This window comes from Planotetraspora sp. A-T 1434 (assembly GCF_025420585.1).
Lineage (GTDB): Bacteria > Actinomycetota > Actinomycetes > Streptosporangiales > Streptosporangiaceae > JAOEGB01.
On sequence record NZ_JAOEGB010000001.1, the window covers coordinates 524,403 to 537,947 of the forward strand.

Annotated in this window: 11 protein-coding genes; 5 read left to right on the forward strand and 6 right to left on the reverse strand. The window is 70.0% G+C overall.

Going from position 1 to position 13,545, the window contains the following annotated elements:
* Window positions 1–64: 64 nt before the first annotated feature.
* Window positions 65–607, forward strand: coding sequence for an MOSC domain-containing protein (locus tag N5079_RS02270; RefSeq protein ID WP_261581608.1), 543 nt, complete (start codon window positions 65–67; stop codon window positions 605–607).
* A gap of 169 nt (window positions 608–776) precedes the next feature.
* Entirely contained in the window at window positions 777–2,960 is a 2,184-nt protein-coding gene (locus N5079_RS02275) for a helicase-associated domain-containing protein (RefSeq protein ID WP_261581609.1), read from the forward strand.
* A 392-nt stretch (window positions 2,961–3,352) separates the two neighbouring features.
* Here N5079_RS02275 and N5079_RS02280 read toward each other — a convergent pair whose 3' ends face one another.
* The 6 genes from N5079_RS02280 to N5079_RS02305 all read right to left on the reverse strand — a co-directional run bounded on the left by N5079_RS02280 (window position 3,353) and on the right by N5079_RS02305 (window position 9,519).
* Window positions 3,353–3,727: a hypothetical protein gene (locus tag N5079_RS02280; RefSeq protein ID WP_261581611.1), complete on the reverse strand. Its 375-nt coding sequence runs from the start codon at window positions 3,725–3,727 to the stop codon at window positions 3,353–3,355.
* A 23-nt stretch (window positions 3,728–3,750) separates the two neighbouring features.
* Window positions 3,751–4,428 carry a uracil-DNA glycosylase gene (locus N5079_RS02285; RefSeq protein WP_261581612.1) on the reverse strand — a complete coding sequence of 226 codons (678 nt, stop codon included), beginning with the start codon at window positions 4,426–4,428 and terminating at the stop codon, window positions 3,751–3,753.
* A gap of 213 nt (window positions 4,429–4,641) precedes the next feature.
* Window positions 4,642–5,529 (reverse strand): carbohydrate ABC transporter permease, encoded by an 888-nt coding sequence (locus N5079_RS02290; protein WP_261581613.1) that lies wholly within the window; start codon window positions 5,527–5,529, stop codon window positions 4,642–4,644.
* Complete coding sequence (locus N5079_RS02295; protein ID WP_261581614.1) at window positions 5,526–6,932, reverse strand: ABC transporter permease subunit; 1,407 nt, start codon at window positions 6,930–6,932, stop codon at window positions 5,526–5,528. Before N5079_RS02295 ends, N5079_RS02290 begins: the two co-directional genes overlap by 4 nt.
* 11 nt (window positions 6,933–6,943) lie before the next feature.
* Window positions 6,944–8,254, reverse strand: coding sequence for an ABC transporter substrate-binding protein (locus tag N5079_RS02300; RefSeq protein WP_261581615.1), 1,311 nt, complete (start codon window positions 8,252–8,254; stop codon window positions 6,944–6,946).
* Window positions 8,255–8,256: 2 nt separating this feature from the next.
* Entirely contained in the window at window positions 8,257–9,519 is a 1,263-nt protein-coding gene (locus tag N5079_RS02305; RefSeq protein WP_261581616.1) for an ABC transporter substrate-binding protein, read from the reverse strand.
* A 144-nt stretch (window positions 9,520–9,663) separates the two neighbouring features.
* On the opposite strand from N5079_RS02305, the gene N5079_RS02310 reads away from it, so the two are divergent.
* The 3 genes from N5079_RS02310 to N5079_RS02320 all read left to right on the forward strand — a co-directional run bounded on the left by N5079_RS02310 (window position 9,664) and on the right by N5079_RS02320 (window position 13,500).
* A complete protein-coding gene (locus tag N5079_RS02310) occupies window positions 9,664–10,173 on the forward strand; it encodes a PadR family transcriptional regulator (RefSeq protein WP_261581617.1) in 510 nt (169 codons plus the stop codon).
* 151 nt (window positions 10,174–10,324) lie between these two features.
* Window positions 10,325–11,068 carry an ABC transporter ATP-binding protein gene (locus tag N5079_RS02315; protein ID WP_261581859.1) on the forward strand — a complete coding sequence of 248 codons (744 nt, stop codon included), beginning with the start codon at window positions 10,325–10,327 and terminating at the stop codon, window positions 11,066–11,068.
* A gap of 167 nt (window positions 11,069–11,235) precedes the next feature.
* Window positions 11,236–13,500 (forward strand): ABC transporter permease, encoded by a 2,265-nt coding sequence (locus N5079_RS02320; RefSeq protein WP_261581618.1) that lies wholly within the window; start codon window positions 11,236–11,238, stop codon window positions 13,498–13,500.
* The last annotated feature ends 45 nt before the right edge of the window (window positions 13,501–13,545 follow it).

The following is a 13,545-nucleotide window of genomic DNA, read 5'->3' on the forward strand; positions in this document are numbered from 1 at the left end:
CCCGAGCGCCTGGGGCAGCGAAATTCGCAGGCACTTCCAAGGTGCCGGAAACTAGGCTTTTCTCGTGAGGGCTATGGTCGCGGCAGCGAGCCGCAGTGAGACGCACAGTTTCAGCAAGGACAACCAGGAGGCCATCCGGCTGCTCGCCGGCCTCGGAGTCGAGGGAGACGCCCACCTCGGTGTGACGGTCAAGCACCGATCCCGGGTGGCGCGCGACCCCAGCCAGCCCAACCTGCGGCAGGTGCACCTGATTCACGACGAGCTGTACGACGAGCTGCGCGCCGGAGGCTTCGCCGTACAGGCCGGGAACCTGGGGGAGAACGTCACGACGCGTGGTGTCGACCTGCTCGGTCTGCCGACGGGCGCCCTTCTGCGCCTGGGGGACGAGGCCGTGGTCGAGATCACGGGGCTGCGCAACCCGTGCGTTCAGATCGACGGCTTCCAGGACGGACTGCTCAAGGCGGTGCTCGATCGGGACGAGCACGGCGAGGTCGTCAGGAAGGCCGGGATCATGGGGATCGTCCTCGCCGGCGGTCAGGTGCGGCCAGGAGACCGGATCCGCGTCGAGCTCCCGGCCGGTCCTCATCGCCGGCTCGAAAGGGTGTGATGACCCGGGAGCCGTTCGCCCCGTCCACCACGGCCAACCGGTGGTTGCCGGCCGGCTGACGGGGACGCACTACCGGAAAGTCGGGGCCTCGGGGGTTGCCCGAACCCGGATGTCCGCCAAGACCGGCTATTCATTCGGCACTCGACCCTGTCCGCACTAGTCTGCTCCGGTGAGCACAGAGCGCCGTCTGGCCGACTGGTTGAAGTCGAGGACTCCCGAGCAGCTCAGCCTGATCCTTGCCCGAGCCGGGATTGTCCAAGGTGAGGTGGCCCCTCGGGACTACGCGCGGTTTCTGCTTCAATACCACTTCGCGACCTCGCTTATCGGGTTCTGTACGCTCCCGCAGACCCAGGCGCTGTCGGCGATCGCCTGGCTCGCCGAGCGGGAACACGGTTCGCTTGACGGCGCGTACTGGCGGCCCGACGATCCTGAGGGCCGAGCGGTGCCTCGCACTCAGGTGCTGGACCTGCTGGCCGGAACCGACGCCGGCCTGCGGGCCGAGGCCGACGCGACCTTGGACGCGCTGGCCGATCTGGCGCTCGTGCTCCCGCCGCACGGCGACCAGGTGATCGTGCCGAACGCGGTCCACCTGCACCTGGCCGGCGGTGGGCTGGGCCGCCCCGCCGCGCAGCTCATCTCCGCCTACTTCAACGCCCCCGAGGTCCACAAGATCGCTGATGGGCTGGGCTTCCCGAAAGCCGCCGTAAGGGACGCCGCCGAGCGCAACGTGGTCGGGTTCCTGACCGATCCGGCCCGCCTACGCGGGCTGCTCGCCGGCGCGCCCGAATCGGTCCGGGAGTGGGCGGCCGTGATCGCTCGGCAGGGGTCACTGGTGCGCACCCATGCCTTCCAGTACGGCGGAGGCTACGGCTACAGCTCCAGCGGCAGGTTCACCTTCAGCCCTGGGGGCTCTGGCGACCCGGACAGCGACTGGCTGGCCGCCCGCGGCCTGCTGCTGCCCGCCGGTTCTCCCGACCTGGCCGAGCTTCCGCTCGAGGTGGCGGTGGCCGTCCTGGGCGGCCTTCGGTTCCCGTTCACCCCCGAGCCGCCCCAACCACCGGCGGACCTGCCTGCCGCCGACCGCGCCGAAGATTCCGCCCACATCGCCGCGTCCACCGCGGCCTCCCAGATCGAGCGGGCGCTCGCCTCCTGCGACGCGCAACCCCTTAGCCTTCGCAAAGCGGGCGGAGTCGCGGTCCGCGACAGCAAACGCGTCGCCAAGGCGATCGGCGCCGACGACTCCGTGACCCGGCTCTGGCTCGACCTGTCGGCCCAGGCGGACCTGCTCGGCCTGCACGCCGAACCCGTCGAACGGCCCAAGGGCCATCGCGGCAAACTTCCCGAGCCGACCATCACGGTCCTGCCCACCACGGGCTACGACGCCTGGCTGCTCGGGGCTCCCGCGCGGCGGCTGGCCCCCATCATCGCCGCCTGGGCCACCGTGTCCGAGATCTTCACCTACTGGCCCGACCCCGACCAGACCGCGGTCGCGCTGACCGAGCCCAGCGACCCCGACGCGCCCGGTCTGCGGTACGCCCTGCTGGAAGCCCTCGCCGCGCTGCCGAAAGGCTGTGGCAGCGACGAGCGGACCATGCCGTACTTGCTCGCCCGGGCCAACTGGCACCGGCCGCATTGCGTCGGCGAGGGCCCCGAGAGCATCGAACGCATCACGGCTACCCTCCGCGAAGCCGAACTCCTCGGCGTCGCCGCCCACGGCGCCCTCACCAGTGTCGGCCACACCGTGCTGGACCTGCTGCGGACCGGAGGGGCCTGGACGGCGCCCGAACCGGCGCTGACGAGCGCGCTGACCGGTATGCTCCCGCCCCCGCAGACCACGGCCTACTTCCAGGCGGACCTGACCGCCGTCGTCAGCGGCGCTCCGGACGTGGCGCTCGCCGCCCTCCTCGACGCCGCCGCCGCCCGCGAATCCGAAAGTCACGCCGTGGTCTGGCGGTTCAGCGCCGCCACCGTCCGGCACGCCCTCGACGCCGGACACGAGGCCGCGGACCTGCTCGCCCAGCTCGCATCGGTCGCCCAAGCACCGCTGCCGCAACCCCTCGAATACCTGATCAAAGACGCGGGCCGCACCCACGGGCGGATGCGGGTGGTCCGCTCCGGCTGCTGTATCCGCTCTGAAGACGAAGCCCTGCTCGACGAGCTCGCCCGAGCCAAGGGGCTGCGCAAACTCGGTCTGCGGAAGATCGCCCCCACGGTCCTGATCAGCTCGGTGAGCGAGCAGGAGACCCTGTCCGGACTCCGCGCCGCGGGGTACACCCCGGCCCTGGAGGGCGAGACCGGCACCACCGTCGTTGAGAAGACCCCGCGACGTCGCGCGCCGGCGAGGAGAAGATAAGCCCGTCCGGAAGCCGGGCAGATATGCCGGCGGGTCCAGGGCGGGCGAGGCCGACGATCACGCCGATTCCGCGCCGTCGCCGATACGAACGCGAGTATCGGCCTGCCACCCGTCGCCGGTACGAATGCGGTTATCGGCCTGCCGCGCCGTCGCCGGTACGAACGCGGTTATCGGCCTGCCGCGCCGTCGCCGGTGCGAATGCGGGTTGTCGGCTTTCCGCACCGGACGCCGCGGCGTAACCCCCGAAGACAACGCCGGAGGCAGCCCGGGGAGAGGACCCCCCAACGCAACCCCCCAACGCAACCCCCCAACGCGACCCCCCAAGACGACCCGCAAAGAGAACTGCGAAGGGACCCGGAGAACTTACGCCGCGGACCGGCTAGGGGATGGGATCAGTGCAGGTGGCCGGGGCCGTCGTGGGGGTGGTCGTGGTCGTGCTCGTGGTCGTGCTCGTCCTCACCCTCGTCCTCCAGGATGCCGTCGGACGGCTCGACGCCGAGCATGGCCTCCCTGGGCTCCACCTCTTCGACATGGTCGACCAGCGCCAGCACGTGATCGGGCTCGATCAGCCACTGCAGGGCCGCCGCGCCCGTGTCATCGGAGTTGACCAGCTCGATCTGCTCCCGGCGCTCGTCCTCGTCCAACTCCGTCTGGGGGTCGCGGATCTCCGCCAGCGCCGCCGCCTGCAGGGCGTTCACGTCGAGAACCTCGACCACCAGGTCCACGGTGAGGCGCAGATAGCGTCCGGTATCCGTTTCATCGCTCATGGTGGTGATCCTATCGGCAGCCGTCAGGGCAGCTTCCACTCAACGGGGGTGGCGCCCTGCTCCTCCAGCAGTTGGTTGGCTCTGCTGAACGGGCGGGAGCCGAAGAAGCCGCTGCGCGCGGACAGGGGACTGGGGTGGGCCGACTCGATGCACGGGACCTGCCCCAGCATGGGCCGCAGGTTGCGGGCGTCGCGGCCCCAGAGGATCGCCACCAGCGGGCCGCCGCGGGAGACGAGCGCCTTGATGGCCTGCTCGGTGACCTCCTCCCAGCCCTTGCCACGGTGGGAGGCGGGCTTGCCCGGCATCACCGTCAGCACCCTGTTGAGCAGCAGCACACCCTGTTCGGTCCACGGGGTGAGGTCGCCGTTGGCCGGCGCGGGGTGGCCGAGGTCGGCCATGTACTCCTTGTAGATGTTGACCAGGCTCCCCGGCAGCGGCCGCACATCCGGGGCGACGGAGAAGCTCAGCCCCACCGGATGCCCCGGTGTCGGGTAGGGATCCTGTCCGACGATCAGCACCCGGACCTCGCTGAGAGGCTGCTGGAACGCGCGGAGTACGTTGGCCCCGGCGGGAAGGTACTGCCGACCTTCCGCGATCTCCTGCCGGAGGAACTCGCCCATGGCGGTGATCCGCCCGGCGACGGGTTCGAGGGCCTCGGCCCATCCGGCTTCGACGATTTCGTGCAACGGACGCCCTGACATGGGTGCGCACTCTATCGGCTTTCGCGGTCCGGTACGGCTTCCGCCGGACAAACAGAGAACGGATGCCCGCCTACCCCCGTGAAGCGGGCATCCGAGTCCTTTATGACACCTCCGATTAGAGGACACCGGGGGCGCCAGCCCTACAGAATGGTGCTTAGTCCGGATGCGCGCTTTTTCCCCCGTGAAGCGCGCATCCGGACGCCACCTCGGCGGCTATTTCACCGAGCCCGCGAGCAGACCCTGGACGAAGTACCGCTGGAAAGCGAAGAAGAGGACCAGCGGGATGATGAGCGACAAAAAGGCACCGGGCGCGAGGATGTCCACGTTGGTGCCGAACTGCCGCATCTGGGATTGCAACGCCTTGGTCATCGGCTGGTTCGAGGTGTCGGCGAAGACCAGGGCGACGAGCAGGTCGTTCCAGACCCACAGGAACTGGAAGATGCCGAGCGACGCGATCGCGGGCTTGGCCAGCGGGAACACCACGGTGGCGAAGATCCGCCACTCGGGCGCCCCGTCCATGCGCGCCGCCTCCAGCAGCTCCCTGGGGATGCCCACGAAGAAGTTGCGCAGCAGGAAGATGGCGAACGGCAGGCCGAACGCCACATGGAACAGCACAACTCCGGGGATCGAGCCAAATATCCCGAAGAATCCGTAGAGCTTGGCGATCGGGATGAGCGCGATCTGGATGGGCACCACGAGCAGGGCGATGACCACGAGGAACACGGCGTCCCTGCCGGGGAACTCGATCCAGGCGAAGGCGTACGCCGCCATCGCCGCGATGCCGATGACCAGCACCGTCGCCGGCACCGTGATGAGCACGGTGTTCCAGAACGACGAACTGAACCCGGACGCCAGCAGGTTCGAGTAGTTCTCGAAGGTGATCTGCGCCGGCTTGGTGAAGAGGGTCCACCAGCCGGAGGAGTTGTTCTCGGTCTCGCCGCGTAACGAAACCACGAGCAGCCCCAGCGTCGGCACCAGCCAGAACACCGCCACGAGGACCAGGAAGACCTGGATCGCGCCACCGCCGAGCCGGTCCACGACGCGGCCGAAGACGCCGCGCTTGATGGCTTCCGCATGCCGCGGTTCAGCCAGGGTTGTCATCGCTCGTCCCTCCTGAACCGGCGGATGTTGAAGATCATGAACGGCAGCACCAGCAACAGCAGGAAGATCGCCAGAGCGCTTCCCATGCCCTGGTTGCCGCCGCCGCCGAAGGACACCCGCCACATCTCCAGAGCGATCACGTTGGCCTGTGGCTGCACGGAGCCCGGCGCGATGATGAACACCAGGTCGAAGACCTTGAGCACGTTGATGACCATCGTGACGAAGACGACGAGCAGGACGGGCGCCAGCAGCGGCACGGTGATCCGGCGGAACACCTGCCACTCGGTCGCGCCGTCGATTCTGGCCGCCTCCAGCGCGTCACGCGGGATCGCCGACAGCCCGGCCGCGATCAGCACCATCGCGAATCCGGCCCACACCCAGATGTACGCGCCGATGATGGCCGGCGTGATGAGGGCCGGACCGAGCCAGGTCACCCCGTTGAAGGGCGCCGTGAAGTTCGACTGCGGGAGCCGTACGACATAGGAGCCCGCGGGGAGGGCGGAGAAGTGGAAGGTGCCGTCGGTGGCCGTCTCGGTGGTGGCCTTGACCGCACCGCCCGAGAGCGCCTCGACGGTGATCCCGGCGAGGCCCTTCTCCTGCGGGTCGATCTGGTTGAGCGTGCCGCCGCCGCCACGGACGACATCCAGCCAGACCGTGCCGCTGAGCCCGTCGCCGCGTCCGTCGCCGGGGGCGGCCTTGGCGGGGGAGGCGTCCTTGAGCAGATCGGGCTTGAGGCCCACGAGCGGGATGAGCACCGGCTGCCCGGCCTGCGCCGGCTGCTTGGTCACCACGGCACCGCCTTGCACGGCCGCGGGCGCCTGGTCGTTCTCGCGCGGCCGGGCTCCCGGGTAGCCCTGGCTGGAGGAGAACGTGTCGTGGACAACGGTGATCACCGCGTTGGCGACGCCCTTGTCCGGGTCCTGCTCGTAGACGAGCCGGAAGATGACCCCGGCCGCGAGGAGGGAGACCGCCATTGGCATGAACAGGATGAGCTTGAACGCGGTCGCCCACCGGATCCGCTCCGTCAGCACGGCGAAGATGAGGCCGAGCACGGTGACGATCAGCGGAGCCACCACGACCCAGATCACGTTGTTCCTGATCGTGGTCAGCGTCGAGGAGTCCGTGAAGATCGAGGCGTAGTTGTCCAGGCCGACGAAGTGGTCGCCGGTCGAGTCGTACAGGCTGCGGAAGATCGAGTAGACGATCGGGTAGATCACCCACGCGCCCAGCAGGAGCAGCGCGGGCAGCAGGAAGAGGATCGCCAGCTTGGGGGAAGGCCCGAGCCGGTGTCCGCCCCGGTCAGGGGCGGGGTCGGCGACGGGGGTGTCTGGCCGGCCGGAGGGGGCCCCGGCGGCGGGGAGATCGCCGCCGGGGGCCTGCGGGCCGTCTAACCGTTCGGTCACGGCCGTGTCCCTTACTTCTTGAAGGCCTTGGCGGCGTCCGCCTCGAGCTTCTGCTGGGCGCCCTTCACGTCGGAGGGGTTGCGCAGGAAGTCCTGCAGGTCCTTCCACTCGCCCTTGCCGTCCGTGCCGCCGAAGGCGCTGGGCGCCAGGTCCGACATGTCGTACCGCACCGACTCGCCGGCCGAGATGATCGTCTGGGCCAGCTGCTTGGTCAGGTCACTCGGGTAGTTGTCGGGGGAGACGTTGCGGTTGGGGGAGAGGTAGCCGGGGGTCTTGGCCCAGACCTCGCCGCCCTCCTTCGAGGCGAGGAACTCCAGCAGCGCCATCGCGCCCTTGGAGTCCTTCAGGGCCACGCCGACGTCACCGCCCAGCACGACCGGCGCGGTGTCGCCCACCTTGGGGAACGGCATGATCTTGGCGTCTTCGCCGATCTTCGCGCCGGACTGGCCCACCGAAGCCGCGACGAAGTCGGCCTCGATCACCATCGCGGCCTTCTTCTGGCCGTAGACCTGGGTCACGCAGGTGGGGAAGTCGGTCTGCAGGGCGCCGCTCGAGCCGCCGAGCAGGAACTCCTTCTTGCCGAAGATCTGGGCCATCTTCTCGAGCGCGGTGGCGACGGAGGGGTCCGTCCAGGGGATCTCGTGCTTGGACAGCTTGTCGTAGTTGTCCGGCCCGGCCGTGGACAGGTAGACGTTCTCGAACAGGTCGGTGAGTGTCCACCCGGACGCCGCGCACAGGGCGAACGGCGCGGTGCCGGAGTCCGACAGCGTCTGGGCGGTCTTGGAGACCAGGTCGTCCCAGGTCGTGGCGGGCTGCGCCCCGGCGTCGTCGAACGCGCCCTGCCGGTACCAGATCAGCGACTTGTGCGCCGCCTTCACGAGCACGCCGTACACCTGGCCCTTGGCCGAGCCGAGCTCCTTCCAGTACGGCGTGTAGTTCTGGTCGATCTGCGCCTGGACCTCCGCCGACAGGGGCTTGAGCGCGTTCTGGTCCGCGTACTGCTGGACCAGGCCGGGCTGCGGGAGGATGGCGACGTCCGGCGGGTTGCCGCCCTGGATCCGCGGGCCGAGATAGGCGCCCGTGTCCTCACCGGTCGAGGCGTACGTCACGGTCGCGCCGGTCTTGGCTTGGAACGCCTTCAGCACCTTCTCGAAGTTGGCCTGCTCGTCGCCGGTCCACTTGGCCGCGACCTCGATCTTGACGCCGTCGAGTGGCTTGGCGGCGGGGGCGCTGCTGGATTTGGCCGGCTCGTTCGTCGAGTTGCCGCCGCAGGCCGCCGCGGCGAGGCCGAGGAACGCGACCATGATGGGGAGTTTTCGCATATCTATCCTCCGGGCTGGATGACCTCGCCGAGCTGCTGTTTCAGATCGGCGACGGTCTCATCGACGGGTTTGCTGAGATTGAGGGCGCCGGAGACGGCGCTGGAGACGACCAGGCTGACCTGGTTGTAGTTGGCGGTCACCGGCCGGGGACGCGCGGAGAGGATCGACTCCTTCAGCACGGGCAGGTAGGGGAACCGCCTGATCAGGGCCGGGTCGTCGTAGAGATCGGCCCAGACCGGGGGGAACGACCCCTGGGTCAGGACCAGGCGCTCGTTGTCCCGGCCGGTGAAATAGCGGATGAAGTCGAGGGCCGACTTCTGCCGCTTGGAGTAGGCGCTGATGGCGAGGTTCAGCCCGCCCAGCGAGCTGGATCCCGGGCCGGTCAGCCCCGGGAGCCTCGTCACCTCGAACTTTCCGGCGATCTTGGAATGGGTGGCCGGGCCGTACGCGTGGGGCCAGTTGCGGGCGAACAGCAGCCGCCCCTCCTGGAAGGCGAGCCGGGACTCCTCCTCCTTGTAGGAGAGCGCCTCCTGTGGGATCCACCCTTCCTTGACGCCGCCGACCAGGAAGTCGAGCGCGGTCTTCGCGGTGCTCAGGTCCATCGTGACGCGGCGCGCGTCCGGGCTGAGGATCTCTCCGCCCGCGGACTGTACGGCTTCCGCGAAGTTGACGGTCAGCCCCTCGTACGGCAGGAACTGGCCGGCGTATCCGCCTATGTGATACTTCGCGCTCAGGCGGGTGGCCTGGTCGCGCAGCTCCGCCCACGTCTTCGGCGGCTTCAGGTGCTCCTTCTTCAGGATGTCGGAGCGGTAGTAGAGGAGCCCGGCGTTGCTGAGGTACGGCGCGGCCCACAGCCGGTCGCGGTAGATCGCCGTGTCCGCGACCCCCCTGAGCAGCTTGTCGAGGGGGAACATGCTCCGGTCGAGCGGCACGATCCAGCCGGCGTCGGCGAACTCCGCCGTCCAGACCACGTCGAGCCCGAGCACGTCGTAGCAGTCGCAGTGCGCCTGAAGATTCGCCACCATCTGGGCGCGCTGCTCGTCGGCCGCCTCGGGTAACTCCAGCAGCGTCACTTGTTCGGCCGGGTGGGCCTGATTCCATCGGTCGAGCAGCGGCCGCAGGTAGGCGGTGGTGTCCCGGCCGGTGGCGAAGGTGATGGGCCCGATGCCGCCCGTTCCCTTGGACGGCCCGCCAGCCGGGTCCGCCAGCCCGCCGCATCCGGCCACGACCAGGGCGGCCAGCAGGGCGACGGCTCGGCGAACCACGTGGCCTCCGCATTAATTCGAGGTTACATACGTGTTAGGTAAGTGCATGCATGTTATGCATAGCGATAATGTGGACGTCAACGGCTTTGCCCGTAACGCTCCGGTAACTGCTTCGACGGCACTGCTACGGCTGGAGGTGAGCGCGTGCGGCTGCCGCTGCTGGCGCTCCTGGCGAAGGAACCTGCCCATGGGTACGAGCTCAAACAAGCCCTAGAGGTGACGTTCGGCAGCGCGTACCCTTCGCCCAACATCGGGCAGATCTACGTGACCCTCGGCCGCCTGGAGAAGGACGGGTTCGTCCGGGCCGTCGACGTCGAGCAGTCGAACCGGCCCAACAAGAAGGTCTACTACCTCACCGCCGCCGGTCGTGAGGCGCTGGAGACCTGGGTGGACGAGCCGACCGAGGGGCCGCGCGTCCGCGACGAGTTCTTCATGAAGCTCGTGCTGGCCCCGCTCACCGGGATCGCCGACCGGATGGCTCTGGTCAACCGGCAGCGCAGGCACTACCTGTCGCTGATGCGAGACCTCGACGCGCTGGCCGAGCGCACCGATCCGGAGAACCGGGTCGCGCTCCTGCTCATCGAGGGCGCCATGCTCCACCTCCAAGCCGACCTCGACTGGCTCCAACGCTGCCAGGAAGATCTAGCCCTGTGACCCCCCCTTTCACCGCCGTGATCATGCACGGGTTCCCGGGAATGCGGCGGACCTGGCCTTCCCCTTGCCGTGATCATGCACGGGTTCCCGATCAAGTGCCCCGACCTGCGGCAGCGCCGTACGTGATCATGCACGAGAGGTGTGGGTCGTGATGGACACTCCAGTGGTCAAAGCGACGAACCTTGTGAAGATCTACCAAACCGGGGGCCTGCCGGTGCCTGCCGTACGCGGCATCGATCTGACCGTGAGGGCCGGTGAGTTCGTCGCGATCATGGGCCCGTCGGGGTCCGGCAAGTCGACCTTCATCCACATGCTCGGCGGGCTGGAGACCCGTACGAGCGGGGAGATCTGGCTGGATGGCAAGAGGGCGGACACGCTGTCCGAAAGCGGATGGGCAGTGCTCCGCCGGCAGAAGGTCGGATTCGTCTTTCAGTTCTTCAACCTGGTCGCCAACATGACCGTCGCCGACAACGTGGAGTTGCCCGCGCTGCTCGGCGGGGTGTCGCCGAGGCAGGCCCGCGAGCGGCGGGAGTACCTGCTCGGCGAGCTCGGGCTCACCGAGCGGGCCGCCGCCGCTCCCGCCCAGCTCTCCGGCGGGGAGCAGCAGCGGGTCGCGCTGGCCCGCGCGCTGGCCAACCACCCGAGGCTGCTTCTCGCGGACGAACCGACCGGCAACCTCGACAGCCGCAACACCCGTGACGTCCTCAAGCTCCTCGGCCAGGTGCACCGGCAGGGCCAGACCATCGTGCTGGTCACGCACGACGCCCGTGTCGCGAGCATGGCCGACCGCGTCGTCAGCCTGCTGGACGGCCAGATCGTCGACGACGGCGCCATCCCGCGGACCCGCCGACGCCCGTCCGGTACGGCAGGCGACGTCGTCGAGCTGCACGGGTGACGGAGTGCATGATCACGAGAGGCGGGGCCGCAGGAGGACGGCCACTGCGGGGAAGGCGTGCATGATCACGGCGAGGAGATGTGGAGGTCGGTGGCCGTGCCCGGGAAACCGTGCATGATCACGGCGAGGAGACGCGCAGGCCGGCGGCCGTGTCCGGGAGTGTGTGCATGATCACGGCCGGGGGGCGGTGGGTGCGGGCCGACCTCCGGGCTCGCCGCGGTCAGGCGCTGCTGAGCGTTCTCGCGGTGGCGGGAATCGTCACCGCCCTCATCACCGCGGCCACTCTCCTGGAGGACGGCACCAACCCCTGGCGGGGGCTGTTCGAGCGCAGCCACGGGGCCCATGTGTGGATCCACACCAAGGACGCCCCGGACGTCCCCGCGCTCAAGGCCCTCAACGGCGTCACCGACCTGGCCGGGCCGTACCGCAGTGCCCCCGCGACCCTGGTCGACCACGGGCGCAGGGTGCCGATCGCGCTCCAGGAGACACCGGCGGCGTTCCCGGCCGTCGCCCGCCCCCTGCTGCGGGAGGGCCGCTGGCTGGACCCCCGCCGGCCCGACGGCGTCGTCGTCGAGCGCTCCTTCGCGCGGGCCCTCGGGCTGCGCCCCGGCAGCCCGTTCACCGTCACCGGCCTGAACGGCGCCACCCACGCCCTGGTCGTGTCCGGGCTGGCCGAGAGCGGCGACCAGGGCTTCTACCCCGAATGGACCCCCGGCCTGGCCTGGACGCTGTCGCAGACCCTCAGCCTCGTCGAGCCCGCCCCCGGCCGGACCGAGACCGTCACGGGCCTGCGGCTGGCCGACCCCGGCTACACGGACCTGGTGGTCCAGCGGGCCGTGATGGCCCTGCGCAACCAGGTCCAGCGGGTGGCCACCTGGCGGGAGGTCAGGGCTTCGATGGAGCTCGACAACCGGCTGCTCGGCCTGCTGCTCGCGCTGTTCGGCGTCGCGGGCCTGGTCGCCGCCGCGCTGGCCCTCGCCAACGCCACCGGCGGCCGGGTGCTGACCCAGCTCCGCGACATCGCCACGCTGAAGTCGCTCGGGTTCACCCGGGGGCAGGTCACCCGCATGCTCGTGGCCGAGCACGGGACGCTCGGTCTCCTCGGGATCGCCCTGGGCCTTCTCGCGGGACGGCTCATCACGGCCTACGCACTGTCGGACGCCGTCGTCGTGCCGCTGTCCCCCGGGCCGCTCGTCGCCATCGCGGCGGGCACGGCCCTGGTGGTGCTGGTCGCCGTCTGGCTCCCGTCCTGGCGGGGCGGTCGCACACCACCGATCCCGGCGGCCCCCGCCGCGCCTCCACGCGGCCACCTGTCGCGGCTGGCCCGGGTCGCCCTGCTCGTACGGCTGCCGCCCGCCCTGGTGCTGGGCGCGAGGGACGCCTTCACCAGGCGGACCCCGGCGCTGCTCACGGTGACCGGCGTGGCCATCCCGATGATGATGATCACAATCGGCTTGGGCTGCTGGGCGACCCTCGACGACTTCATCCGCCATCCGGAGAAGGTCGGCCAGGCGGCCGCCCTCGCCGTACGGCCCGGCGACCTGACGGCGGAGGAGGCGCGGGCACGGGCGATGGCCGACCCCGACGTGGTGGCCGCCTATCCCGGCGCCGAGCTGGACGCGCTGGTCCCGTGGCAGACCCGGACGGTACGCACGAGGGCGCTCGGGGTGTCCGCCGACCCCTATCCCTTCCCAGTGGCGGAAGGCCGGATGTTCGCCGACCGGGGCGAGGCCGTGGCCGGTCAGGGACTGCTCGACTTGCTCGGGGTGCACATCGGCGACCGGGTCCGGATGACGATCGGAGGCACGCCGCTCATCGTCAGGATCGTCGGCCGGGTCGTGGAGCCGGAGCAGGACGGCGAGGTCCTCTCGTTTGGCATCGACAGCCTGGCGGCCAAGGACGCGATGCCGCCGCAGTTCTACAGCCTGGTGCTCCGGCCCGGCGCCGATCCGGCGGAGGTGCGCGCCCGGCTCCAGGCGCGGTCTCTGGAGGTCGACCAGGCGGTCAACCCGGCCGACCGGCTGGCGGTCATCCGGGTGATCATCGTGGCCCTGGTCGTCGTGCTGGCCCTGATCGGCCTGGCCAACCTGCTGACCGCGAGCGCCCTCGGACTGCGCGACCACGTGCTCGACCTGGCCGTGCTGAAGGCGATGGGCCTCACGCCGCGGCAGGTCATGGCCACGCTCGTCACCGGAACGGGCCTGCCGGCCATGGTCGGAGTGCTGCTCGGGGCGTCCGCGGGCGCGTTCCTGTCGAGGGGCCTCATCGACCTGGAGGGCCGCGGCAGCGGCGTAGGGGCCGGCATCGGCCGCGCGCCCACGCCCGGCATGTTCGCGGCGACCGTGCTGATCGCGATCGGCGCCGCGCTGCTGGTCGTGCTCATCCCCGCTCGCCGGGCCGCCCGGGCGCAGGTCCCCGTCACGGCCCGCTAAGCATGATCAGGGCCGGCGACTCCGCAGGCCGGAGGCCATGTCCGG